Below are 22,776 nucleotides of genomic sequence, written 5' to 3'. Positions count from 1 at the left end.
GAGTAAATAACCGCTTAACCCTTGGAATAAGATGTTGGAGGGAACCGCCAATCCGGGATTCTACAGTTCGCGCGCAATTCCCGGCAGGGCCGGGACGAAGCGGACATCGACCAATTCCTTGCGCTCAAAACCGCCGTCCGTCCTGGTTACCCTGACCAGCGTCTGGGTGCCGTGGTGGGGGCCAACTGGCGCGATCAGGATGCCGCCCGGCAGCAGCCGCTCCAGCAGCTTTTCGGGAATTTGCTCCATCGCAGCCGTCACGATGATGCGGTCGAAATCGCCGGCGCCGGGCGGAATATCGAAACCATCGCCGAACATCACCTCGACGTTGAAATAGCCGAGCGCCTCGAGCCGGTCGCGGGCTATATCCGCCAGCGTCCGGTAGCGCTCGATGGTCAGGACATGCGCGCATAGCCGTGACAGCACCGCAGCCTGGTAGCCGGAGCCGGTCCCGATCTCGAGCACCTTGTGCTGCTTCTGCAGGTGTAGCTGCTCGGTCATGTAGGCGACCACGAAGGGCTGGCTGATGGTCTGCCCGCAGGCGATGCCGAGCGCGCTGTCGCGATAGGCATGGTCGCGGTCGCCAGCCGCCACGAAGTGCTCGCGCGGCACCTCTTCCATGGTCCGCAGCACTGCCTGGTCGCTGATCCCCCGCCGCCGCAGGGTGAGCTGAAACATCATCTTTTCCGGCGGTTCTTGCGACATAGCGGTCTCGTGGCGGAGTCTGCCGCCAATCCAGTGCTTCGGCCTTGCCAAGATGTAATAGCGTGCGCGCACTTAAGGAACGATTTCCTTTAAGATTGTGGTTCCTCGTCCGGAACTGGGGGCCGCGTCCCGACGTTAGGGCTCGGGAAAATCCTTCGCGAAGAGCCTTTACGCAGGGCCTGGCAGCCTATGTCGACATTGCACGCAGGGACGTTTTTTGCGAACCTCGACACTCGGAAGGGCAAGGAATCCATCATGGTAGCGACACGGCCGGCGGGCTGTTCTGTTTTCCTCGTTGAGGACGAGGTCATGATCCGCATGATGGTCGCCGACATGTTGGAAGAGCTTGGACACAGCGTAGCTGCCGAGGCCGGCGAAATCGGCGAAGCGGTCAAGCTGGTGCAATCGACCGAATTCGATCTCGCCATTCTCGACGTCAACGTCAACGGCAAGGTGATCACGCCGGTAGCCGAATTGATCACCGCGCGTAACCGCCCCTTCATCTTTGCGACCGGCTACGGCTCCTCCGGCTTGCCCCAGGAATATCGCGACCGTCCCGCGCTGCAGAAGCCGTTTCAACTGGAAACGCTGGCCCAAGTGATCGCCTCTACGTTGAAGAGCGCGCCGGTTTAGGCCGTCCGTCCGCACACCCAGCCGTCATCATCCGCGAAAGCGGATGATCCAGTATTCCGGAGACCTGTGAAAGAACCGAGAAGCCGCAGCGTACTGGATCTCCGCATTCGCGGGTATGACGAGTTTGCTGCTGGATGACTACTTCAACGTCGACGTCAACTCTTCCGAAAAAGCCTCATCGGTGCGATCCAGCCGCAGCGGCGTGACTGACACATAGCGCGCTGCCAACGCCGCCAGATCTGTGCCCTCGGCCGGCGCATCCATCATCGCGGCCCGCTCGAACCCGATCCAGAAATAGGGATTGCCGCGGCCGTCGTGCCGCTTGTCGACCTTGAGGAAGCCGAGATTGCGCTTGCCCTGCCGCGTGACGCGGACGCCCTTGACCTGGTCGGGCGTGCAGGCAGGAAAGTTGACGTTGATCACGGTGTTCTTCGGCACGCCGGCGTCGATCACCTTACGCAGGATTCCGGGACCGAATTTCAGCGCGGTGTCCCACAGCGGCGCGTGACGGGTCTCGATCGAAAATTCCTGACTCAGCGCAAATGACGGGATTCCGAGAATGGTGCCCTCGAGCGCGCCCGCGATCGTCCCGGAATAGACGACGTCCTCGGCGACGTTGCGGCCCTTGTTGACACCGGACAGCACGAGATCGGGCACCTTCTCGCCGAGGATGTGGCGCGAGCCCATGATCACGCAATCGGTCGGCGTGCCCCGCACCGCGAAATGGCGCGGACCGACTTCGCGCAACCGCAAGGGATCGTTCAACGACAGCGAATGCGAGACCCCGGACTGATCGAGCTCCGGCGCCACGATCCAGACGTCGTCGGACAGCGCACGGGCGATCTCCTCGACGATCTTCAGACCCGGGGCATGAATGCCGTCGTCGTTGGTGCAGAGAATTCGCATCCGTCAAAGTGCCTTCTGGTTCCGGTCGAGGCGGGTGTTGCCTCTGGCCGTGGTCTTATCCGGCTATCGCGGCTGAGGCAAACGCGCCTATTTCCTCATGTTTTCTTCATCCAGATACGCCAGGGGCGCGCGAATTTGGCGCCGCCATCGATTTTCATCTGCAGGTCCGGCGATGCCTGTTGCGCCGATTCGATGGGCAGAGAGGACGGGCTCGCATCCGCCGGCTTGGGCGAAGGTGCTGCGACGGGCTCGATCGCCGGAAGCGCCGCAGCCGACCCCTCCTCCGGCCGCTTGTGTCGCGTCCGCGCGACCGCCAGTCCCTTGTCGAAATCCGCGACGTTGAGCCACTCCTTGGCATGCATCTGCGCGATGAGATCGTCGTCCCACAAGCGCGCCACTTCGATATCGAAGAAGCCTTGCAGCTTCTGATCGATCAATTGCATCCCATGGCCGGTAACAGCCCATTGCCTCCCGATCCAAAGAATGTCGCGATGCAATGCCATTTTTGCTTTGCGCTATTTATCCCGCTCGATGGTCTTGAGCCCGCCCATGTAAGGCTGCAACACGGCCGGCACTGCAATCGAGCCATCTTCCTGCTGATAGGTTTCAATCACCGCGATCAGCGCGCGGCCGACCGCCGTGCCGGAGCCGTTCAGCGTATGCACGAAGCGCGGCTTTCCGTCGGGCCCACGCGAGCGTGCATCCATGCGTCGCGCCTGGAAATCGCCGCACACTGAGCAGCTCGAGATTTCACGGTAAGCGCCGCCGTCGCCCTGACTTGAAGATTGTCCTGGCATCCAGACCTCGATGTCGTAGGTCTTTTGTGCGGAAAATCCCATGTCGCCGGAGCACAGCGTCATCACGCGGTAATGCAGGTCGAGCCGCCGCAGCACCTCCTCCGCGCAGGACAGCATGCGCTCGTGCTCGTCTCGGCTGGTCTCGGGCGTTGCGATCGAGACCAGTTCGACCTTTGTAAATTGATGCTGGCGAATCATGCCGCGGGTGTCGCGGCCGGCGGCGCCCGCTTCGGCGCGGAAGCACGGTGTCAGCGCGGTGAGCCGCATCGGCAGTTCTTTTTCGTCGACGATGGATTCGCGGACGAGATTGGTCAGCGAGACTTCGGCGGTCGGAATGAGACCGAGGCGCTCGGTCTTCAGTCGTTCGTCGGGCGCCGCAAGCAATTCGCCCTTGATGGCCCAGAACTGGTCGTCTTCGAATTTTGGCAATTGCCCGGTGCCGAACATGACGTCGTTGCGCACCAACAGCGGCGGATTGACCTCAGTGTAGCCGTGCTCGCCCGTATGCAGATCGAGCATGAACTGGCCGATCGCGCGCTCCAGCCGCGCCAGCCCCTTCTTCAAGACGACAAAGCGCGCACCGCTCAGTTTCGCGGCCGCTTCGAAATCCATGTAGCCGAGCGCGCCGCCGAGATCGTCATGGGGCTTCGGCTTGAAGGCGTAGTTGCGGGTCTTGCCGTAGACGTGCCGCTGCACATTGCCGTGCTCGTCGGTGCCTTCGGGCACGTCGTCGAGCGGCAGATTAGGAATCGCAGCGAGTTCTTTCGCCAGCTCCTCGTCCGCCGTCTTCGCAGCGAGCTCGAGCTCCGGCATCGTGGTCTTGAGCTCGGCCACTTCAGCCATCAGCTTGTTGGCGCGCGCATCGTCCTTGGCCTTCTTGGCCTCGCCGATTTCCTTCGACGCCGCATTGCGTCGCGCCTGCGCCTGCTCGGAGGCCAGGATGGCGGCCCGGCGCTTTTCGTCGATCGCGAGCAGCGACGCCGACAACGGCGCCAGCCCCCGGCGCTTCAGTCCGGCGTCGAACGCCTGAGGGTTGTCGCGGATCGATTTGATGTCGTGCATGAGGGCTCGGTCCTGAGGTCGTCTTCCTGCAAACAATCAACACTCATGTTGATTGTTTGCGTGCGCGTCCCAAGTACCACACCCGTCATCACCCGCGAAAGCGGGTGATCCGGTATTCCAGAGCAGTTCGAGGCAAATTCGCTGGGCCGCGGCGTTCTGGATTCCCCGCTTTCGCGGGGAATGACAGCCAATGCCGAGGCGCGAGCAGCGCCCTACTCGGCCGGATTGGCTTCCGGCGGCGGGCTGGCGGGTGGTGTACCGGACGCGGCCTGCGCGGCGGTGGCCTTCTTTTCCACCATGCGGACCGCGATGATCGCGCCCTCGTAGAGCGCCATCAGCGGGATCGCGAGCGAGGCCTGGCTGATGACGTCGGGGGGCGTCAGAACAGCGGCGATGACAAAGGCGCCGACGATGAAATAGCGCCGCTTTTCGCGCAGCATCCTGGAGTTTACGATGCCGATCCGCCCCAGCAGCGTCAGAATTACGGGGAGCTGAAATGCGACGCCGAAGGCGAAGATCAGGGACATCATCAGCGACAGATATTCGCCGACCTTGGGCAGCAACTGAATCTGCGCACTCTCGTCGCTGCCCACCTGCTGCATGCCGAGCGAGAACCGCACCAGCATCGGCAGCACCACGAAATAAACCACGACCGAACCGAGCACGAAGAAGAACGGGGTAGCGATCAGGTACGGCAGGAATGCGCCGCGCTCGTGCTTGTAGAGGCCAGGGGCCACGAATTTGTAGATCTGCGTCGCCACGATCGGGAACGAGATGAAGGCGGCGCCGAACAGCGCGAGCTTCAATTGCGTGAGGAAATATTCCAAAAGCGCGGTGTAGATGAATTTCGAATTCTCGGCACCCGCTACCCAGACGAACGGCCAGACCAGCACGTTGTAGATCTGCTTGGCGAAGAAGAAGCAGAAGATGAACGCAATGCCAAAACCGAGCAGCGCCTTGATCAGCCGCGAGCGCAGCTCGATCAAATGATCCATCAACGGCGCCTTGCTGGCCTCGATGTCTTCGATGGTCATGACGCTTTGGCGTCCTTGAGAATGTCGGGCGCCGAGGGCGCAACGTCCTGCTGGACGGCCTGAACTTCACGGGTGATCGCCAACGGCTCGGAAGCAGCCGCATGCGCCTCGGCTTCGACGAAGGTTTCCGGCGCCGGCGCTGCCGGCGTCGTCGGGGTGACGGGTTCGCCGATCGCGGACGCCATCTGCGCGTCGTTGGGTTGGGTCGTGGCAGGCTTGTCGATATCGCCGATCTGCAGGGCGTCGTTGACGTCCTTCTGCAGCGAGGTCATGACGCTAGCCGGGGAAAGCGCCGTCGCGGTGTCCTTGACCTCGTCAAAGCTCTTCTTGAGATCGGCCATTTCGGCCTCGCGCATGGCTTCCTGGAACTGGCCCTGGAATTCGGAGGCCATCTTGCGCGCCTTGCCCATCCATTGCCCGACCATGCGCAGCACGCCCGGAAGCTCTTTCGGGCCGATGGCAATCAGCGCGACAACCGCGATGATGACCAGTTCACTCCACCCGATGTCGAACATGAATTCTTCCGCTCGCGCGAGACGTCCGCGCTCCAATCCATCATAACCAAGATTTGGAGCAGCCCGCGCCTTTTCTCAACCGGCGTCCTGAACCGACGCCAGGTTCAAGATGCCCGGTTAGACAGCCTTGCTGCCGACATCCGTCCGCGCCGTCGGCGCCGGCGTCGCATTGTGATCAATGGTCTTCACCGGCTCGGCCGGCTTTTCGGGCGCCTTTTCATCGTCCTGCATGCCCTTCTTGAAGGCCTTGATACCATTCGCGACATCGCCCATCAGGTCGGAAATCTTGCCGCGGCCGAACAACAGCAGGACCACTGCGATCACGACGATCCAGTGCCAAATGCTAAGCGAACCCATCCTGCAACCCTCCAAAAGAGACGGCCGGCTTCCGGCCAAGCTTTGGCGGAAGGTAGGCCCGCGGGGTGTCAAAAACAAGGACCCATGCCGCGGCAAATCGCTGTCGCGGCTACGTATTATGGCTATTATTAACCCCTCTTGCCGGACTAGCCGGCGGAGCCTTCGGAACCAGCTCCGCCACCATCCTCAGGCTCGGCCGCCGGCGCCAGCAAGAGTTCCAGATTGTCGCCAGCGTCCAGCGGATCTTCGTCCTCACGCAGCGCCACGTCGTCCGACGGCGTCGGAACGCTGAAGCCGGAAGGCAGCCGCGAATCTAGTAGCCCCGTACCCTTCAGCTCTTCCAGGCCCGGCAGATCGCTCAGCGCTTCCAGACTGAACTGCGACAGGAACGCTTCCGTCGTGCCGAAGGTAAGCGGCCGGCCCGGCGTCTTGCGGCGGCCGCGGGGACGGATCCAGCCGGTTTCGAGCAGCACATCCAGCGTTCCCTTGGACGTGATCACGCCGCGGATCTCCTCGATCTCGGCCCGCGTCACGGGCTGGTGATAGGCAATGATCGCGAGCACCTCGATCGCCGCCCGCGACAACCTCCGCGTCTCCGTGCTTTCGCGTGTCATTAGCCACGACAGATCGCCAGCAGTGCGGAACGTCCATTTGTTGGCGACGCGCACCAGATTGACGCCGCGCGGCGCATATTCCGCCTGCAACTGCGCCAGCGCCGCCTTGACGTCGACGCCGTCGGGCATGCGCTTGGCGAGCGTCGCCTGGTCGATCGGCTCGGCAGAGGCAAACAGCAACGCTTCGAGCAGCCGCAATTCCTCGGGCCGCGCGGCCTGATCGACATTCTGGTCGATGGGATGGTCCTCGGCATCTTCCATGCGTTTTTCCGCCAGGCTTGCCATGGCTAGGTCTCCTTCCACTTACTCGACCGTCATATCCGGTGCAGGGATTGCTGCCTGCGGCGGACGCTTCCGAAAATACAGCGGCGCGAACGCCTCTTTCTGGTTCAATTCCATCTCGCCTTCGCGCACCAGTTCGAGCGCCGCGGCAAAGCTCGACGCGAACACTGTTGCTTTCTGCGAGGGGTCGACCACGTAGCTGAGCAGGTAGTCGTCGAGGCAGCTCCATTCCTCGGTTTCGGTCATGCCGACCAGCCGCTCCAGCGAGGCGCGCGCCTCGGCCAGCGACCACACCGTGCGCTTGGCCAGATGCACCGTCGCCAGCACTCGCTGTTGACGCTGCGTGGCATAGGCGGTCAGCAAGTCGAACAGCGTCGCCGTAAATTTGGGATGCTTGATCTCGGCGATCGTTTCCGGATTGCCGCGCGGAAAGATATCGCGCTGGTACTGCGGCCGGTTCATCAACCGGTTGGCGGCTTCTCGGATGGCCTCGAGCCGGCGCAGCCGGTTGGCCAGCGCGGTGGCCATTTCCTCCGCGCTCGGCCCATCGGGCGTCGCCGGTTCGGGCAACAACAGCCGCGATTTCAGGAACGCCAGCCACGCAGCCATCACGAGGTAATCGGCGGCGAGTTCGAGGCGGATTTTTCGCGCCGCCTCGATGAAGGTCAGATACTGGTCCGCCAGCGCCAGGATCGAAATCTTGGCGAGATCGACCTTCTGCTGCCGCGCCAGCGTGAGCAACAGGTCGAGCGGACCCTCATAGCCCTCGACGTCGACGACCAGCGCCGGCTCGCCGTCGGTGACTTCGGCGGGCCGTCCGGTTTCAAACGATAGAATCTCAGCCGTCATGCCGTTCCTACCCGATCCATCAACGCTTCAAGTTCAACCCGCGCCGCCTGCCGGTCGAGCGGCTCAGGCTGCTTTCGCGAGGCCAGCGCCCGTGTGGCGCGTTCCAAGGCCTCGCCCGTCAGTGCCGGCGTCTCGCGCGCCACGTCGCGCATTTCGTCGAGCTTGCCGTTGCAATGCAGGACCATGTCGCAGCCCGCGTTGACGATGGCTCGGGTCCTATCAGCGATCGATCCCGCCAACGCATTCATGGACACATCATCACTCATCAACAAACCCTGGAACCCAATTACGCCGCGAATCACCTGCCGGATGATTGTCGCAGAAGTCGTCGCCGGTTGGACGGGATCTAACGCGCTAAACACAACATGTGCGGTCATGGCCATTGGCAGGTCCGACAGCGGTTGAAAGGCCGCGAAATCGGTCCGTTCCAGCTCCTCCCGCGAGGTATCAACGGTTGGGAGCCGAAAATGGCTATCCGCTGTAGCCCGGCCGTGCCCGGGGATGTGCTTCAGGACCGGCAGCACGCCGCCGTGCTCCAGCCCATCGCTGACGGCGCGGGCGATCGCCGCGACCTTGCCCGGCTCGGTTCCGTAAGCCCGGTTGCCGATCACGGCGTCGGCGCCGGCCACCGGCACGTCCGCCAGCGGCAGGCAGTCGACCGTGATGCCGATGTCGATCAGATCGGCCGCGATCAGGCGCGAGCTCAAGCGCGCGGCTTGCAGACCCAGCTCCGGCTCGATGTCGTAGAGCGCGCCGAAGCTGGCGCCGGGCGGATAGACCTGCCAGTGCGGCGGCCCGAGCCGCGCCACTCGTCCGCCCTCCTGGTCGATCAGGACCGGCGCATCCGCCTCGCCTACAAGGTTCCGGAATTCCTCAACAAGCGCAGATACTTGATCCGGCGTCTCGACGTTACGTTTGAACAGGATCAAGCCCCATGGCAGCTCGCCACGGATGAATTCGCGTTCCGCGGCGCGCAGTTCCAGTCCCGATACGCCCGTAATGAATGCGCGGCTTGTCATGGGGGCCGATTAGGCCCCTCGCAGCCCCTTGGTCAAGGAAACCGCCGTTAATTCCTTTGGACGAAACACTGCCCGCCGGCAGATTTCAGGCTGCTGCAGACCTGCGCCGCCTCCTCGGACGAGCCGAACGGGCCGGCGAAGGCGCGGTAGTAGACACCTTTTTCGCCGAGATCGACGCGTTTGATGAGCGAAGAGTGCGGCCCCAGCACGTTCGGGAACTTGCCCTGCAGCGCGCGATAGGAGGCCTGCGCGTCCGCCTCGTTCTTCTGCGAGGAGACCTGAACCAGATAGCCGCCTCCGGCCGCGGGGGCCGACTGGGTCGGATTAGTCGCTGCCATCCGGGTCGGCGGCGCGGCATCGGCCTGCGGCGCCAGCGACATCGGCCCATTGGCACTGGCATTGGCCGATGCCGGATTACGCGCCGGCGGCGCAATGGGACCGGGACCCGGCGCGACAGCCTGGGCTGGGGCGGCGGCGCTTCTCGTCGTCGGCTTCGGCGGCGGCGCACCGGCCCCTGCCGGGATGCCACCGTTGTCTGCGGCGTCGCCCCTGACGGCGAGCGTCTTGATCCGGCGCGGCTCGTTGTTCGGCATCGTACCGTTGGCGCCATATGCAGGCGGCGGACCGGACGGGGACACACTCGCGACCGGCGGCGGGTTGCTGTTCGGATTGAGCGGCGGAAATACGACACGGGGCGCGCCGGACCTCGCATTGACGTCGACCGGCGTTTCTTCGCGCGACACCAGCTTCTCGCCGCCATCGCCCGGCAGCATGCGGTCAGGGGCCTTGCCGGCGCCCCCGTCGGACGGCGCCGGCACCACCTTGGTCGGGCTGTTGTCGGCCTTGATAATCGGCGGCTCGCCCGAGCGGGGCGAACCGACATAGGTGCGATAGGCAAAGGCAGCGCCCGTCCCGACCACAGCCAACGCCAGCACCGCGGCGACCGTCATCAGGCCGCTCGAGCGCTTCTTCGGCGCGGGCTCCTCTTCCTCGTATTCGCCCTGGTAGGCATAGGGATCGTCCGGATAGGCCGGATCGCGCTGGTAGTCGTGCTCGCCGGTCTCTAACCGTCCATACAGCGCATCGTCGTAGCGCGCGGGATCCTGCTGCGGCTCGTCGGCATATTGCTGTGGAGGCTCGTAATAGTCCTGCGTTTCCTGCTCGGGCGCCTGATGCTGGGCCGCGTAGCGGTGTAACGGATGTACCGGCGCCGGCTGGTAGTCCGGCTCGTCGTCGTAAGCCTGATCCTGCGGCAGCGGCGATGGAAGTGGCGGTGGCGGGGTTGTTTCCTGACGCGTTTCCTGGCGCGCGCGCTGCATCCATGCTGGCGGGGCCGGCGGCGCGTCGAGGTCTTCTTCCGGTGGATGGTACTGCCGCGGACGCGCATTGGCCCGCGACTGCAGCGGGTGCGGCGCGGGCTTGGCCGCGCCCCCCAACGGATCGCTCTGCCCAATCAGCCTTGCGAGCTCGGCAAGCGGATCGCTCTCGCCGCGGTCCTGGTCGGCGGAGGGAAAAGGTCGGTCCTGATATCGATCAGCCATCGTGATGATGCATCCCCTACGGGACAGCGCCAAACCCGCCATGTCAAACAAACCATGACGAGCGTGGCCCCTGCCAGATACCCTCACGAACCCCCATTCGTGAAGGGCCTTCGCCCCTGCCTACCGCATCTCGGTCGGAGCGTGGACGCCGAGAACGGCTAAGCCCGATGCCAGAACCGAGACGACGCCCTGGACCATAGCCAGTCGCGCCCTCGTGATCTCTGCATCATTAGTTATAATGAAGCGTAAATAGGGCAAATCCCGCCCCTTCGTCCACAACGCGTGAAATTCACTGGCTAAATCATACAGATAAAAAGCGATTCGGTGGGGCTCATGTGCGACCGCCGCCGCCTCGATGATCCGGGGATAGAGCGCCAACCGCTTCAAAAGGTCAAATTCGGACGGATCGGTCAGCCGATCCACCGGGGCATCCCCCAAATAGGCCGCCCGGGCTGTGTCATCCTCAGGCAGGTCTGGAACCACCTCGCGGGCATTCTTGAAAATGGAGTGACCGCGGGCATGCCCGTACTGGACGTAGAAGACCGGATTGTCCTTCGATTGTTCGAGCACCTTGGCGAGGTCGAAATCAAGCACGGCGTCGTTCTTGCGGAACAGCATCATGAACCGCACCGCGTCGGAACCGACCTCGTCAACCACCTCGCGCAACGTGACGAAATCGCCGGAGCGTTTCGACATCCGCACCTGCTCGCCGGCACGCAGCAGGCGCACGAGTTGCACCACCTTGACGTCGAGCGCGGCCTTGCCGTCGCTGACGCCCTTCACCGCCGCCTGCATGCGCTTGATGTAGCCGCCATGATCGGCGCCGAACACGTCGATCATGTCGAGGAAGCCGCGATCGACCTTGTTCTTGTGATAGGCGATGTCTGAGGCGAAATAGGTGTAGGCGCCGTCCGACTTGATCAGCGGACGGTCGACGTCGTCGCCATAGGCGGTGGCGCGGAACAGCGTCTGGATCCGGTCCTCGTAATCCTCGACCGGTTTGCCCTTTGGCGGCGGTAGCCGCCCTTCGTAGATGTCGCCCTTGGCCCGCAGGAAGTCGATGGTTTCGGTGACCTTGTTGTTGCCGGTCTCGATCAACGACCGCTCCGAGAAGAACACGTCGTGCTTGATATTGAGCGCGGCGAGATCGCCCTTGATCATATCCATCATCATGGCGATCGCCTTGGCGCGCGCGATCGGCAGCCAGGCGGCTTCGGCCATCGCCTTCAGCTTGTCGCCATACTCGGCTGCAAGCGCCTGCCCGACCGGCACGAGATAGTCGCCAGGATAGAGTCCTTCCGGGATCTCGCCGATGATTTCGCCGAGTGCTTCCAGATAGCGCAGGTAGGCCGAGCGCGCGAGCACGTCGACCTGTGCGCCGGCATCGTTGATGTAATATTCGCGGGTGACGTCGTAGCCTGCAAAATCAAGCAGCCCGCAAAGCGCGTCGCCAAACACCGCGCCGCGGCAATGGCCGACATGCATCGGCCCGGTCGGATTAGCCGAGACGTATTCGACATTGACCTTGGCCCCGGCGCCGACGGCGCTTTTGCCATACGCCGCACCTTCGCGCAGCATCGTGCGCAGTTCATCGACCCAGACCTGAGGCTTCAAGGTGAGATTGATGAAGCCGGGACCAGCGACCTCGACGGCGGCGATCAGATCATCGGCGCGCAATTTTTCGGCGATCATGTCGGCGAGATCGCGCGGCTTGATCTTGGCATCCTTGGCCAGCACCATCGCGGCGTTGGTCGCCATGTCGCCATGGCTCGCATCGCGCGGCGGTTCGACCACGATGCGGGAAAAATCGATGCCGGCGGGCCACCCGCCCTCGGCTGCGAGCGTGGCGCAGATCGCCTGCACGCGCGCCAGCGCGTCGGCGAACAGGTGTTGTGTAGCTGGCTTGTCGGACATGGCCGCCGCCTAACGCAAATCCGGGGTCGAGTCAAAAAGCCGTTGGTGCTCCATCAGGGCGTAGCGGTCAGTCATCCCGGCGATGAAATTGCCGATCCGGCGTGCCCGCTCGCCGTCCGTGACGCGCTCCGTACCCTCCACCCATTCGGCCGGCAGGTCCCCCGGCGAATTCTGATAGCGCGCGAACAAGTCGAACAGGATGCCTTCGGCCTCGCCCATCACCCGCATCACCCGGTGGTGGCGGTACATGTGCTGCTTCAGAAACGCCTTGATGGCGGCCTCCTGCTCGGCAACGTCAGGCGGAAAGGCGAGCAACGGCTGGTGATGGTGGCGGACATCATGGGCCGATTGCGGATTCGCCGCCGCAAGGCGCCTGCCCGCCTCCGACATGACAGCCCCGATCATGTAGGAAATCAGCTCACGCACCAGTTCCGCGCCACGCCTGGCATCGTCGAGTTTGGGATAATGCCTGTCGATCTCGGCGATGATCGCCTCAGTCAGCGGCATCACCTTGAGGTCGTCGACGGCAAACAGGCCGGCGCGCAGGCCGTCATCGATGTCGTGGGCGTCATAGGCGATATCGTCGGCGAACGCTGCGGCCTGCGCCTCCAGCGAGGCGTAGCTCCACAGTTCCAGATCGAATTTTTGATTGAAGTCGGCGATGCCGACGGGAATGCCGCTGTCGCCGTAAGGCCCGGCCGGGGCCCCGTCCCGCTCGGTCAGCGGGCCGTTGTGCTTGACGATGCCCTCCAGCGACTCCCAGGTCAGGTTCAGCCCGTCGAACTCCGGATAGCGATGCTCCAGCGAGGTCACGACCCGCAGCGCCTGCGCGTTGTGGTCGAAGCCGCCATGGTCTCTCAGACATTTGTCGAGCGCCCGCTCGCCGGCATGGCCGAACGGGGGATGGCCGAGATCATGGGCCAGCGCCAGGGTTTCGGTGAGATCCTCGTCGAGGCCGAGTTGGCGGGCCAGCGCGCGGGCGATCTGCGCCACTTCCAGCGAATGGGTCAGCCGCGTGCGGTAGTGGTCGCCCTCGTGGAACACGAAAACTTGTGTCTTGTGCTTCAGCCGGCGGAACGCGGTGGAATGGATCACCCGGTCGCAATCGCGCCGGAACGGGCTGCGGGTCCGGCTGGGCGGCTCCGCAAACAGCCGGCCGCGGCTGGAATCAGGGTCGCAGCCATAAAGCGCACGGGGGGCAGCCATTCCGACCGACACGGTTTTTTAGTCCTTATCCATTTGATTCCGCGAGATTACGCACTTAACTATGTCTGACACGCCATACCAAATGAATTGGGTATGACGGGGCCGGAGACGATTGCCATGACCACTGCCATCACCGTCAGCGAACGGGCTGCCCGCCGCATCGGCGAAATCCTAAAGAGCGAAGGCGACGGCGCCATGCTGCGCATCTCCGTCGAGGGCGGCGGCTGCTCCGGCTTTCAGTACAAGTTCGACGTCGACCGCGCCAAGGCCGAGGACGACCTGGTGATCGCGCGCGAGGGCGCGGTGGTGCTGGTCGATCCGGCCTCGGTGCCGTTCCTCGCCGGCTCGGAGGTCGATTTCGTTGACGATCTGATCGGCGCCTCGTTCCGCGTGGTCAATCCGAATGCCACGGCATCGTGCGGCTGCGGGACCAGTTTTTCGATTTGAGAAGCTACTGCGCGTTTCATCACGCTGACTGTCATACCCGGCGAAGGCGGGGTATCCAGTACGCCGGGACTTATCCGTTCAGTCACTCCGGCCTCTGGAATACTGGATCGTCCGCCTTCGCGGACGATGACGGGAACGGCTAAGCCTCGCGCGCGTAGCGCGGCAAATCGGCTTTCAGCATTTTCAGAATGTCGTCCCTCACGGGATCGCGTGTGCCTCGCGTCCAGGCAGCCGCCAACGGCAGCTTGTTCATGTCGGAAGCGGCAAGGCGGATGAAGCGAACGCCGCGCGTCGCCATGCGCGATGTCCAGCGCGGGACGATGGCGACGCCGAGGCCGGTGGAAACCAGATTGACGATGGTCTGCTTCTCGTCGGCGATCTGGGCGACGCGCGCATCTAGCCCCGCCTCGGCGAACAGTTTCATGGTGAGGTCGTGGCTGTGCGGACGCGAGCGGCGCTCGGGCACGATCAACGGCTCGTTTTTGAGATTGGCGATGGCGACCCGCTTGCGCGATGCCAGGGGGTGCCGGTCGGCGACCGCAACGACGGCGGTCTCGTGCAGCAGGAAGGCAAACTCCAGCCGCTTGTCGGGCCGCTCCGGCGGGCGCACCAAGGCGAGATCGAGCCGGCCGGACAACAGGCGCGGCAGCAGGCGCACCGTCTTGTCCTCGACCAATTGCACGGTGACGTCGGGCCGGCGCTGCCGGAAGTCATGAAGCAGTTTTGGCAACAGCCCCGCAGCGGCGCTGTCGATGGCGCCGACGCGAATGATTGCCGCGCGTTTGCGGCCGCGCGTACGGAACTTGCCGGCAAGCGCATCGGCCTGCGTCAACAGCGCCCGCGCCTCCTTGAGCAGCACGGCGCCATCATCTGTCAGCGCGACGCTCCGCGTCGTGCGCGTCATCAACCGCGTGCCGAGGTCCTCTTCGAGCAGGCGGACAAAACGGCCGAGCGCCGACGGCAGCATATCGAGCCGCTGCGCCGCCCGGCCAAAATGCAGTTCTTCTGCCGCAGCCACGAAGCAGCGCAAGTGATGCAGATCCATCGATCCTCCTGGGGCGATTATATCAATTTTTTGTATAAACGCGAGGCGATTGTCCATTGGTGGCGGCGGCCGCAGGATGCGCAGAGCAAGACTCGCTGGCGCCCCGACGCGGGTAGACCGCAGACCGAGGCCGTTTCCAAGGAGATTTCGATGCGCGAATATTCAATCGCGGCCATACCTGCCGATGGCATCGGCCCAGAGGTTATCGCCGCCGGCGTCACCGCGCTCGAAAGCCTTCAGAAGCGGCTCGGCGACGTAAAATTCAACGTCGAAACCTTCGACTGGGGCTCGGCCTATTATCGCAAGCACGGCGTGATGATGCCGGCTGACGGCCTCGCCACGCTGAAGAAATTCGATGCGATCTATTTCGGCGCGGTCGGCGCGCCCGACGTGCCCGATCACATCACGCTGTGGGGCCTGCGCCTGCCGATCTGCCAGGGCTTTGATCAATACGCCAATGTCCGTCCGACCCGGATCCTGCCCGGCATCACCTCGCCGCTTCGCCATGCCGAGGTGGGCGACCTCGACTGGGTGATCGTGCGTGAAAATTCCGAAGGCGAATATGCCGGCTGCGGCGGGCGGGTGCATCGCGGGCTGCCGGAGGAAGTCGGCACCGAAGTGGCCGTGTTCACCCGCGTCGGGGTCCAGCGCATCATGCGCTACGCTTTCAAGCTGGCGCAGTCGCGGCCGCGCAAGCTGCTCACGGTGGTCACAAAATCGAATGCGCAGCGGCACGGCATGGTGATGTGGGACGAGATCGCCGAAGAGATCTCGAAAGAGTTTCCCGACGTCACCTGGGACAAGATGCTGGTCGATGCGATGACGGTGCGGATGACGCTGAAGCCGCAGAGCCTCGATACCATCGTCGCGACCAATCTCCACGCCGATATCCTTTCGGACCTCGCCGGCGCGCTCGCCGGCAGCCTCGGCGTGGCGCCGACCGCGAACATCGATCCGGAGCGGCGCTTTCCCTCGATGTTCGAACCGATCCATGGCTCGGCCTTCGACATCACCGGCAAAGGCATCGCCAATCCGGTCGCGAGCTTCTGGACGGCGTCGCAGATGCTCGATCATCTCGGCGAGGATGAAGCCTCGGCGCGGCTGATGCGCGCCGTGGAGAAGGTTACAGGCGCCGGCATCACCACGCCGGATGTCGGCGGCACCGCGACCACGAAGGATGTTACCAACGCAGTGGTGGAGGCGATCCATAGCTCGAACGTGTGACGGTCCCTCACTGGGGTGACGGTACGGTCGCGAGGCAAAAGGCCCGCGAGACAAATCAGAACAAGAATTCAGGGAGGCGTAAATGCAAATGAAGAAGACAGCCGTCATCGCGCTGGCGTTCGCCATGGTCAGCTCTGCGGCGCTCGCGCAGAATTATCCGAGCCGGCCAATCACATTGCTGGTGCCCTTCGCCGCCGGCGGCGCCACCGACACGGTGGCGCGGGTGACCGCGCAGTCGATGTCAAAACTGCTGGGCCAGACCATCGTCATAGAAAACGCCACCGGCGCCGGCGGCACGATCGCGGCCACACGCGCCTCGCGCGCGGAGCCGGACGGCTATACGCTCTTGATCCACCACATCGGTATCTCGACGGCCGCCACGCTTTACCGCAAGCTGCCCTACGACACCAAGACCGCGTTCGCGCCGATCGGCCTCGTCACCAACGCGCCGATGACGATCATCGGCCGTCCCGATCTGCCGCCGAACACGCTGGCCGAACTCGTCACCTACATGAAGGCCAATGGCGAGAAGATGACCTTTGGCAATGCAGGCTTAGGGGCCGCCTCGCATCTCTGCGGCATGCTGTTCATGACCGCGGTCGGCAAGGAAATCCTGACCGTGCCCTACAAGGGCAATGCCCCCGTGATGAACGATTTGATCGCCAAGCAGATCGACCTCTCCTGCGACCAGACCACCAACACCACGAGCCCGATCGCGTCGAAGCTGGTCAAGGCCTACGCCATCACGACGAAGACACGGCTCGCGTCCATGCCCGATCTCCCGAGCGCGGATGAGGCCGGGCTGAAGGGCTTTGAAGTCGGCGCCTGGCACGGCATCTATGCGCCCAAGGGCACGCCCGACGAGATCGTTCAGAAACTTTCCAAGACGTTGCAGCAAGCGCTGCGCGATCCGGATTTGGTAAAGCGGTTCAATGACATCAACACGGAACCTGTTCCTCAGAACGAAGCGACGCCGGAAGCCTTGAAGGCAAAACTGATCAGCGAGGTCGATCGCTGGGCGCCGATCATCAATGCGGCGGGGCAGTTCGCGGATTGAGGCGTCCCATCACTGCGCCGCGGCGAACAGTGCGCGCGCATTGCCGTGCGCCATCCGCGGCGATGTTCGGCGACCGCCGCGCCAGCCAGGCGTCTTCTCCGATCCTTCGCTGATCGGAATACATGGCAATCACGGCGCTCGTTTTGGTCCGATCAGCTCGAATTGAGACTTCTGCTCATCACTCAGTGTATTATAGAAGTCTTCCAGCGCGTCGCTCACCAGATTGATGGCTTGTTGCATGGTATCGAGCCGACCATCCACCGCGGCGAGGCGAGCGGGTGGCGTGATCGCATCTTTCGGCTGGCATTCATAGCTCAGCATCTCGACAGCTCTGGCGCTGGCACGCTGCAGCCGTTCAAGCGCGTCGCGTTGGGCCTCGTTAGGGTGTAGGCTGGCCTCGATCTCGCCAGCCGGCCATTGCAACGCCGCTGGCAGGGACGCTTCGCAGCCCTGGGCCGGCGCCTTCATGGCCCCGTTTGCGGACGCCGTCTTGAGCTGATCATCGGCGAGTGCGTTGAGCCGTGTTTTCTGCTCGTCATTCAGCAGATCATAAAGGTCCCCCAGCAGCGGCTGCAGGGATATTACTGCAGTGAGAATAGCCGCAGTGCGCTGCTGCATCAGGGCCAATCGGGCCGGCGCCGTTGATGCGGGCTGCGTCGGACAAGATGCCTGAATGATCTGAGCGGCCGAATTCGACGCGTCGGCAAGATGGTCCAGCGCGGCCCGTTGCGCCTCGGTCGGCTGAATCGCCCGCTGAATCTGATCAATGGCGAGACCGGTACTTTCGCGGCCGGCATCACCGCAGAGCTGCTGCAGCGGCGGAATCCCTTGCTCTCGTCGGTCGGAAGAGCGCGGTGCCATATAAGCCGCTAGTTCGTCACTGCCGTAAGGCCCAAAAACTCCTGCATAGATGTCGGGGTAGCCGTAGTCCCAGAAGCCCATGCCATCGCCGAAGATGGCATAACCATAAATATCATTGTAGGCGAACGGCCAGAACAGCGGCCCAACCCAGCCATATCCGCCATGGCCATGCGACCACCACCCGTCTGTGGCGTTACGGTCGCCATGCCAGTGAGCAAGTGCGGCAGTCGCCGCGATCTGCCTGCGTGCCGCAGGGTCAGTGAATAGCCTGCCAACAACCAACCCCTCCTCGCCGGAGGGCTGTTTCGTTGCGGACGGGATGCCTTGTAAAGCGACGGGAGCGCTCTTTAAAGCGACGGGAGCGTTTTTGATCCGACGGACGTGCACCCGGCGGTGATGCCTGGGGCGGCTATGAAACAGCCCTGGCCCAAGCACGCGGGCGAACGCGGATTTCACGCTGCCAAGTGGGCCGAGACCAAAATGTCCGCGACTTTTCGCAGTGGCGGCACTCGACAGCGCGGTCACCAGGACGACAGCGATTAGTGTAACGCCGAACTTCGACATGGCACCTCCCGTGCCAAGCCTTGGCTGCGCTAGCTATGACGCTGCACAGGTCCGAAAGTTCCGTCAATTAATGCAGACAAAGGCATCGCGCTTGGAAAACGGCAGCAACCGCTAGCTGACGAGGAGTGCACTGCTGTCAAGCCGATGCTACCGAACAGGCTTTCAGCGATCGCTGCCGAACAGCGCCCTGGCATTGCCGTTGGCAATCTGCGCCGCAATCTTCGGCGGCAATTGCGCAAGCCACGCGCGATAGCCGGTCATGATCTCGCCGTAGCTCTCCCAGCGCTCGTTGATCCAGGTGTCGGAGCCGAGCAGGAAGCGGTCCGGGAAGCGCTCGAACAGCGCGCGCCATTCCGCCGTCAGCTTGCCGCTGCCGTTGGTGATGCCGCCGCGATAGGACAACTCGCCCCACAGCTTCGGATATTTTGTGAGCATCTCGGCGACGCGGTCGGTCGAGAGACCAAAACCGGTATGGGCCCAGACGATGCGGGCGCGCGGATTGTGGCGCATCAGGATTTCGATGGCGACGTCGTCGGCATGGGCATGCAGATAGAGGTCGTGCTCGACCGCGAAATCGACGGTCTTCTTCACCCATTCGGTATCGGCCGCCTTGCCCGAGATGTGGAATTCGCCAATGCCGCGGTAATAGCCGCGTTTGAACTCGTCCTGCACAAGGTCGAAGATGAAGGGGTCGCCGAACCATGTCTGGATGTCGGCGCGCACCCGATAGGGCCGGATGAAGGGCACAATCCAAAGGTCCTCCGGCTTGGCATCCATGAGCGCATGCGTGCCGGTGTTCGGACGGCTGGTCGCGAGAATGCCGGTGACGCGGTGCTTTCTGAACAGCGCCAGCACCTCGTCGACGCCAAAATGAGGCTTTGGCTCCCAATTGTAGTGCAGATGGGCGTCGAAGATTTCGATCGGCTCGTCGGCAGTGGCGCGATCGATTGTGCCTGCGGTCCATGCGAGCGCGATCAGCAGGACAACGAAGCGCGACGTCCGTCCGAACATCGTCATTCGGCAGCAACCACGTGCGGCCGCTCGCCCTCGCCCGCTTCCTGCAGTTGCGGCTCGAGCTTGCGCCGCAGGCGACGGTCGATGCGGTCGAGATAGATGTAGATCACGGGGGTGATATAGAGCGTCAGCAATTGCGACAGGCACAGGCCGCCGACCACGGCGACGCCAAGCGGCTGGCGCAATTCGGCGCCGGCGCCGGTGCCGAGGGCGATCGGCAGCGTGCCGAAGATCGCGGCGAACGTCGTCATCATGATCGGGCGGAAGCGCAACAGCGCCGCTTCCCGGATCGCGTGCTCGGCGCTCAGGCCGACGCGGCGGCGCTCCAGCGCGAAGTCGACCATCATGATGGCGTTCTTCTTGACGATGCCGACCAGCATGACGATGCCGATCATCGCAATCACGGACATCTCCATCCCGAACAGCATCAGGGTCAGGATCGCGCCGATGCCGGCCGACGGCAGGCCGGAGATGATGGTGATCGGGTGGATGAAGCTCTCGTAGAGAATGCCGAGGATGACGAAAGCGGCAAACACGGCGGCGAGGATCAGGACGCCCTGCCCGCGCAGCGAATCCTGGAACACCTGCGCGGTGCCGGAGAAGCCGGTGGCAATGGTCGCCGGCAGGTTCGCGGCCTGCTCGAGCCTGGTGATCTCGTCGACCGCATGGCCCAGCGAGTAGCCGGGCGCGAGGTTGAACGAGATCGTCACTGCCGGCTGCTGCGCCTGATGGCTGATCTGCAGCGGACCGACCGTCGGAACCAGTTGCGCCACCGCCGACAGCGGGATGGTCTGGTTGTCCTGGGTCTTCATGTAAAGCTTGGACAGGTCCGACGGATCGACGCGGAACTGCGGCTGCACCTCCAGGATGATCTGGTAGTCGTTCGACGGCATGTAGATGGTGCCGATCTGGCGCGCACCGTAGGCATTGTAAAGCTGGTTGCGCACCTGATCGACGGTGACGCCGTAGACCGCGGCCTTTTCGCGGTCGATATCGACCGTCATCTGCGGATTCTTGATGTAGAGATCGGTGTTGACGTCGAGCAGACCCGGCACCTTTTCGATCTTGTCGCTCATCTCCGGTGCCAGCCGGTACAGCGACTCGGTGTCACCGCTCTGCATCACGTATTGATACTGGCCCTTCGAGATCCGGCCCCCGATATTGAGGTTCTGGATGGGCTGGAAATACGTCTTCATGCCCGGAATCTGCTGGGAATTGGCACGTAGCCGCCCGATCACGACGGCGAGCTTGTCGCGCTCCTTTTTCGGCTTCAGTGCAATGAACATGCGTGCGTAATTCGTCGTGGTATTGAGCCCGCCGGCGCCGACGGTGGAGTTGATGTATTCGATGGCGGGATCGGATCTCAGCACATCGACCAGCGCCTGCTGCCGCTCCTTCATCGCCTCGAAGGAGGTGTCGGTAGCGGCTTCCGTTATGCCGACCAGGAAGCCGGTGTCCTCCTGCGGAAAGAAACCCTTCGGTACGATCATGTAGAGGTAGACGGTGCCGCCGAGCGTTGCCAGCGTCACCATCAGCATCAGGAACTTGCGCGCCAGCACGAGATCGAGCGTCCATTCATAGGCGCGCAGCCAGGAGTCGAACATCGCCTCGAAGGCGCGGAGTATGATATTCGGCCTCCTGGTCGCGTCGTGCGCCCGCAGCACGCGCGCGCACAGCATCGGCGTCAGCGTCAGCGAGACGAATCCGGACACCAGGATGGCTACCGAGATCGTGACCGCGAACTCGCGGAATACGCGGCCGACGATGCCGCCCATCAACAGCACCGGAATGAACACGGCGATCAGCGAAAACGTGATCGAGATGATCGTGAAGCCGATCTCGCGCGCGCCCTTCAGTGCGGCCTCGAACGGCCGCATGCCGTGCTCGATGTGGCGGACGATATTTTCCAGCATGACGATGGCGTCGTCGACCACGAAGCCGACCGACAGCGCCAGCGCCAGCAGCGTCATGTTGTTGATGGAATAGTCGAGCGCGTACATCACGGCGCAGGTGCCGATCAGGGAGATCGGAACCGCCAGCGCCGGAATGAAGGTCGCGGAGGCCGATCGCAGGAACAGGAAGATCACCAGGATGACCAGCCCGATCGCGATCAGAAGCGTTTCCTCGACGTCGGCCACCGACTGACGAATGGATATCGAGCGGTCCATCAGCACGTTGACCGAGACCGATGGCGGGATCTGCGCTCGCAGCGCCGGCAACTTGGCGAGAATGGAATCGACCACCGCGACCGTGTTGGCGTCCGGCTGCTTCTGGATGCCGAGCACGATGGAACGGTTGCCGTTGAGCCAGCTCGCGATCTTGTCGTTCTCGACACTGTCGTAGATCCGCGCGACCTCGTCGAGCTTGACCGGCGAGCCGTTGCGCCAGGCCACCACGATCTGGCGATAGTCCATCGCCTTGTCCATCTGGCCCGAGGCCTGCAATGCCACGTCCTGCTTCGGCCCGTTCAGCGTTCCGACCGGTGTCGACGAATTGGCAGCCGAAACCGCATTCCGGATGTCGTCGAGCGACAGCCCGCGGGCCGCGGCGGCTTCGGGATCGGCCTGGACGCGAATGGCGAATTTCTGCGCGCCATAGACGCTGACCTGGGCGACGCCCGGAATCTGCGAGACGGTCTGGCCGATGTTGATCTCGGCATATTCGTTGACGGTGGACAGCGGCAGCGTAGAGGAGCCGAGTACCACGAACAGCACCGGGAATTCGGCCGGGTTCACCTTGCGGAAGCTCGGCGGGATTCTCATCTCGATTGGCAACCGCCGCTGCGCGATGGTGAGCGCGGTCTGCACATCGAGCGCGGCGGCATCGATGTCGCGATTGAGATCGAACTGGATGGTGATGACGCTGGTGCTCTGCGAGGAGTTCGACGACATCGACGAGATGCCGGCAATCGTCGAGAGCTGGCGCTCGATGACTCCAGCAACTGAGGACGCCATGGTCTCCGCGCTCGCGCCCGGCAAGGTCGCGGTCACCGCGATCGTCGGGAAATCAACCCGCGGCAGCGCCGATACAGGCAGCAGGCGAAAGCCGAATATCCCGAACGCGATGATCGACGCCGTGATCAGCGTCGTCATGACCGGCCGGCGGATGCAGAGTTCGGACAGCGTCATCG

At 63.4% G+C, this 22,776-nt stretch carries 21 protein-coding genes; 4 read left to right on the top strand and 17 right to left on the bottom strand.

The annotated features are described in order from the left end of the window. Positions 1 to 60: 60 nt before the first annotated feature. Complete coding sequence (locus LMTR13_RS19455; RefSeq protein ID WP_418219782.1) at positions 61 to 705, bottom strand: protein-L-isoaspartate(D-aspartate) O-methyltransferase; 645 nt, start codon at positions 703 to 705, stop codon at positions 61 to 63. A gap of 255 nt (positions 706 to 960) precedes the next feature. Here LMTR13_RS19455 and LMTR13_RS19450 point away from each other — a divergent pair, with 255 nt between their 5' ends. Continuing rightward, positions 961 to 1,338: a response regulator gene (locus LMTR13_RS19450; RefSeq protein WP_082637436.1), complete on the top strand. Its 378-nt coding sequence runs from the start codon at positions 961 to 963 to the stop codon at positions 1,336 to 1,338. A 138-nt stretch (positions 1,339 to 1,476) separates the two neighbouring features. Here the strand turns inward: LMTR13_RS19450 and surE are convergent, their stop codons facing one another. The 12 genes from surE to LMTR13_RS19390 form a co-directional block, all read right to left on the bottom strand. Further along, positions 1,477 to 2,244: a 5'/3'-nucleotidase SurE gene (gene surE, locus LMTR13_RS19445; protein WP_065729234.1), complete on the bottom strand. Its 768-nt coding sequence runs from the start codon at positions 2,242 to 2,244 to the stop codon at positions 1,477 to 1,479. 95 nt (positions 2,245 to 2,339) lie between these two features. Continuing rightward, positions 2,340 to 2,747 carry a hypothetical protein gene (locus LMTR13_RS19440; protein WP_065729233.1) on the bottom strand — a complete coding sequence of 136 codons (408 nt, stop codon included), beginning with the start codon at positions 2,745 to 2,747 and terminating at the stop codon, positions 2,340 to 2,342. A gap of 12 nt (positions 2,748 to 2,759) precedes the next feature. Then, positions 2,760 to 4,103, bottom strand: a complete 1,344-nt coding sequence (gene serS, locus LMTR13_RS19435) for a serine--tRNA ligase (protein ID WP_065729232.1) — start codon at positions 4,101 to 4,103, stop codon at positions 2,760 to 2,762. 212 nt (positions 4,104 to 4,315) lie between these two features. Then, on the bottom strand, positions 4,316 to 5,137 hold the full coding sequence (gene tatC, locus LMTR13_RS19430; protein ID WP_065729231.1) for a twin-arginine translocase subunit TatC: 822 nt from the start codon (positions 5,135 to 5,137) through the stop codon (positions 4,316 to 4,318). Beyond that, on the bottom strand, positions 5,134 to 5,652 hold the full coding sequence (gene tatB, locus LMTR13_RS19425; RefSeq protein ID WP_065729230.1) for a Sec-independent protein translocase protein TatB: 519 nt from the start codon (positions 5,650 to 5,652) through the stop codon (positions 5,134 to 5,136). Before tatB ends, tatC begins: the two co-directional genes overlap by 4 nt. A gap of 117 nt (positions 5,653 to 5,769) precedes the next feature. Further along, positions 5,770 to 6,009 (bottom strand): twin-arginine translocase TatA/TatE family subunit, encoded by a 240-nt coding sequence (locus LMTR13_RS19420; RefSeq protein WP_028345916.1) that lies wholly within the window; start codon positions 6,007 to 6,009, stop codon positions 5,770 to 5,772. 146 nt (positions 6,010 to 6,155) lie between these two features. Further along, on the bottom strand, positions 6,156 to 6,908 hold the full coding sequence (gene scpB / locus LMTR13_RS19415; protein WP_065729229.1) for an SMC-Scp complex subunit ScpB: 753 nt from the start codon (positions 6,906 to 6,908) through the stop codon (positions 6,156 to 6,158). Positions 6,909 to 6,926: 18 nt separating this feature from the next. Further along, on the bottom strand, positions 6,927 to 7,754 hold the full coding sequence (locus LMTR13_RS19410) for a segregation and condensation protein A (RefSeq protein WP_065729228.1): 828 nt from the start codon (positions 7,752 to 7,754) through the stop codon (positions 6,927 to 6,929). Then, on the bottom strand, positions 7,751 to 8,773 hold the full coding sequence (gene nagZ, locus LMTR13_RS19405; protein ID WP_065729227.1) for a beta-N-acetylhexosaminidase: 1,023 nt from the start codon (positions 8,771 to 8,773) through the stop codon (positions 7,751 to 7,753). Before nagZ ends, LMTR13_RS19410 begins: the two co-directional genes overlap by 4 nt. 47 nt (positions 8,774 to 8,820) lie before the next feature. After that, complete coding sequence (locus LMTR13_RS19400; RefSeq protein WP_065729226.1) at positions 8,821 to 10,314, bottom strand: SPOR domain-containing protein; 1,494 nt, start codon at positions 10,312 to 10,314, stop codon at positions 8,821 to 8,823. 120 nt (positions 10,315 to 10,434) lie between these two features. Further along, on the bottom strand, positions 10,435 to 12,228 hold the full coding sequence (argS, locus tag LMTR13_RS19395; RefSeq protein WP_065729225.1) for an arginine--tRNA ligase: 1,794 nt from the start codon (positions 12,226 to 12,228) through the stop codon (positions 10,435 to 10,437). Positions 12,229 to 12,237: 9 nt separating this feature from the next. Continuing rightward, positions 12,238 to 13,446, bottom strand: coding sequence for a deoxyguanosinetriphosphate triphosphohydrolase (locus tag LMTR13_RS19390; protein ID WP_156795678.1), 1,209 nt, complete (start codon positions 13,444 to 13,446; stop codon positions 12,238 to 12,240). A 105-nt stretch (positions 13,447 to 13,551) separates the two neighbouring features. Here LMTR13_RS19390 and erpA point away from each other — a divergent pair, with 105 nt between their 5' ends. After that, a complete protein-coding gene (erpA, locus tag LMTR13_RS19385; RefSeq protein WP_065732815.1) occupies positions 13,552 to 13,881 on the top strand; it encodes an iron-sulfur cluster insertion protein ErpA in 330 nt (109 codons plus the stop codon). Positions 13,882 to 14,020: 139 nt separating this feature from the next. Here the strand turns inward: erpA and LMTR13_RS19380 are convergent, their stop codons facing one another. Continuing rightward, complete coding sequence (locus LMTR13_RS19380; protein WP_065729223.1) at positions 14,021 to 14,926, bottom strand: LysR family transcriptional regulator; 906 nt, start codon at positions 14,924 to 14,926, stop codon at positions 14,021 to 14,023. Between the two features lie 150 nt (positions 14,927 to 15,076). Between LMTR13_RS19380 and LMTR13_RS19375 the strand changes: the two genes are divergently transcribed. Both LMTR13_RS19375 and LMTR13_RS19370 read left to right on the top strand, forming a co-directional pair. Further along, positions 15,077 to 16,150: a tartrate dehydrogenase gene (locus LMTR13_RS19375; protein ID WP_065732814.1), complete on the top strand. Its 1,074-nt coding sequence runs from the start codon at positions 15,077 to 15,079 to the stop codon at positions 16,148 to 16,150. Between the two features lie 82 nt (positions 16,151 to 16,232). After that, on the top strand, positions 16,233 to 17,207 hold the full coding sequence (locus LMTR13_RS19370; RefSeq protein WP_197521130.1) for a tripartite tricarboxylate transporter substrate binding protein BugD: 975 nt from the start codon (positions 16,233 to 16,235) through the stop codon (positions 17,205 to 17,207). A 129-nt stretch (positions 17,208 to 17,336) separates the two neighbouring features. On the opposite strand, the gene LMTR13_RS19365 is transcribed toward LMTR13_RS19370, so the two are convergent. From LMTR13_RS19365 to LMTR13_RS19355, 3 genes are all read right to left on the bottom strand, one after another. Beyond that, the gene (locus LMTR13_RS19365; RefSeq protein ID WP_065729221.1) at positions 17,337 to 18,632 is read right to left on the bottom strand and encodes a Spy/CpxP family protein refolding chaperone; all 1,296 of its coding nucleotides are present in this window, start codon (positions 18,630 to 18,632) and stop codon (positions 17,337 to 17,339) included. Positions 18,633 to 18,794: 162 nt separating this feature from the next. Beyond that, positions 18,795 to 19,649, bottom strand: a complete 855-nt coding sequence (locus LMTR13_RS19360) for an amidohydrolase family protein (RefSeq protein WP_236843435.1) — start codon at positions 19,647 to 19,649, stop codon at positions 18,795 to 18,797. Next, positions 19,646 to 22,774 carry an efflux RND transporter permease subunit gene (locus tag LMTR13_RS19355; protein WP_065729220.1) on the bottom strand — a complete coding sequence of 1,043 codons (3,129 nt, stop codon included), beginning with the start codon at positions 22,772 to 22,774 and terminating at the stop codon, positions 19,646 to 19,648. The genes LMTR13_RS19360 and LMTR13_RS19355 overlap by 4 nt, the downstream gene beginning before the upstream one ends. Positions 22,775 to 22,776 lie beyond the last annotated feature (2 nt).

Origin of the sequence: Bradyrhizobium icense (genome assembly GCF_001693385.1) — a bacterium.
Lineage (GTDB): Bacteria > Pseudomonadota > Alphaproteobacteria > Rhizobiales > Xanthobacteraceae > Bradyrhizobium > Bradyrhizobium icense.
Note: the sequence above shows the minus strand (reverse complement) of the source record. Positions and strands in the feature narration are given on the sequence as shown.

Excerpts from the sequence above, each read along its gene's own strand:
- tatC (WP_065729231.1), bottom strand. The coding sequence starts at position 5,137 with ATGACCATCGAAGACATCGAGGCCAGCAAGGCGCCGTTGATGGATCAT.
- LMTR13_RS19375 (WP_065732814.1), top strand. The coding sequence starts at position 15,077 with ATGCGCGAATATTCAATCGCGGCCATACCTGCCGATGGCATCGGCCCA.
- LMTR13_RS19355 (WP_065729220.1), bottom strand. The coding sequence starts at position 22,774 with ATGACGCTGTCCGAACTCTGCATCCGCCGGCCGGTCATGACGACGCTG.
- LMTR13_RS19380 (WP_065729223.1), bottom strand. The coding sequence starts at position 14,926 with ATGGATCTGCATCACTTGCGCTGCTTCGTGGCTGCGGCAGAAGAACTG.
- scpB (WP_065729229.1), bottom strand. The coding sequence starts at position 6,908 with ATGGCAAGCCTGGCGGAAAAACGCATGGAAGATGCCGAGGACCATCCC.
- LMTR13_RS19410 (WP_065729228.1), bottom strand. The coding sequence starts at position 7,754 with ATGACGGCTGAGATTCTATCGTTTGAAACCGGACGGCCCGCCGAAGTC.
- surE (WP_065729234.1), bottom strand. The coding sequence starts at position 2,244 with ATGCGAATTCTCTGCACCAACGACGACGGCATTCATGCCCCGGGTCTG.
- LMTR13_RS19400 (WP_065729226.1), bottom strand. The coding sequence starts at position 10,314 with ATGGCTGATCGATATCAGGACCGACCTTTTCCCTCCGCCGACCAGGAC.
- LMTR13_RS19420 (WP_028345916.1), bottom strand. The coding sequence starts at position 6,009 with ATGGGTTCGCTTAGCATTTGGCACTGGATCGTCGTGATCGCAGTGGTC.
- erpA (WP_065732815.1), top strand. The coding sequence starts at position 13,552 with ATGACCACTGCCATCACCGTCAGCGAACGGGCTGCCCGCCGCATCGGC.
- LMTR13_RS19450 (WP_082637436.1), top strand. The coding sequence starts at position 961 with ATGGTAGCGACACGGCCGGCGGGCTGTTCTGTTTTCCTCGTTGAGGAC.
- tatB (WP_065729230.1), bottom strand. The coding sequence starts at position 5,652 with ATGTTCGACATCGGGTGGAGTGAACTGGTCATCATCGCGGTTGTCGCG.
- LMTR13_RS19365 (WP_065729221.1), bottom strand. The coding sequence starts at position 18,632 with ATGTCGAAGTTCGGCGTTACACTAATCGCTGTCGTCCTGGTGACCGCG.
- LMTR13_RS19360 (WP_236843435.1), bottom strand. The coding sequence starts at position 19,649 with ATGACGATGTTCGGACGGACGTCGCGCTTCGTTGTCCTGCTGATCGCG.
- nagZ (WP_065729227.1), bottom strand. The coding sequence starts at position 8,773 with ATGACAAGCCGCGCATTCATTACGGGCGTATCGGGACTGGAACTGCGC.
- LMTR13_RS19455 (WP_418219782.1), bottom strand. The coding sequence starts at position 705 with ATGTCGCAAGAACCGCCGGAAAAGATGATGTTTCAGCTCACCCTGCGG.
- argS (WP_065729225.1), bottom strand. The coding sequence starts at position 12,228 with ATGTCCGACAAGCCAGCTACACAACACCTGTTCGCCGACGCGCTGGCG.
- LMTR13_RS19370 (WP_197521130.1), top strand. The coding sequence starts at position 16,233 with ATGCAAATGAAGAAGACAGCCGTCATCGCGCTGGCGTTCGCCATGGTC.
- serS (WP_065729232.1), bottom strand. The coding sequence starts at position 4,103 with ATGCACGACATCAAATCGATCCGCGACAACCCTCAGGCGTTCGACGCC.
- LMTR13_RS19440 (WP_065729233.1), bottom strand. The coding sequence starts at position 2,747 with ATGGCATTGCATCGCGACATTCTTTGGATCGGGAGGCAATGGGCTGTT.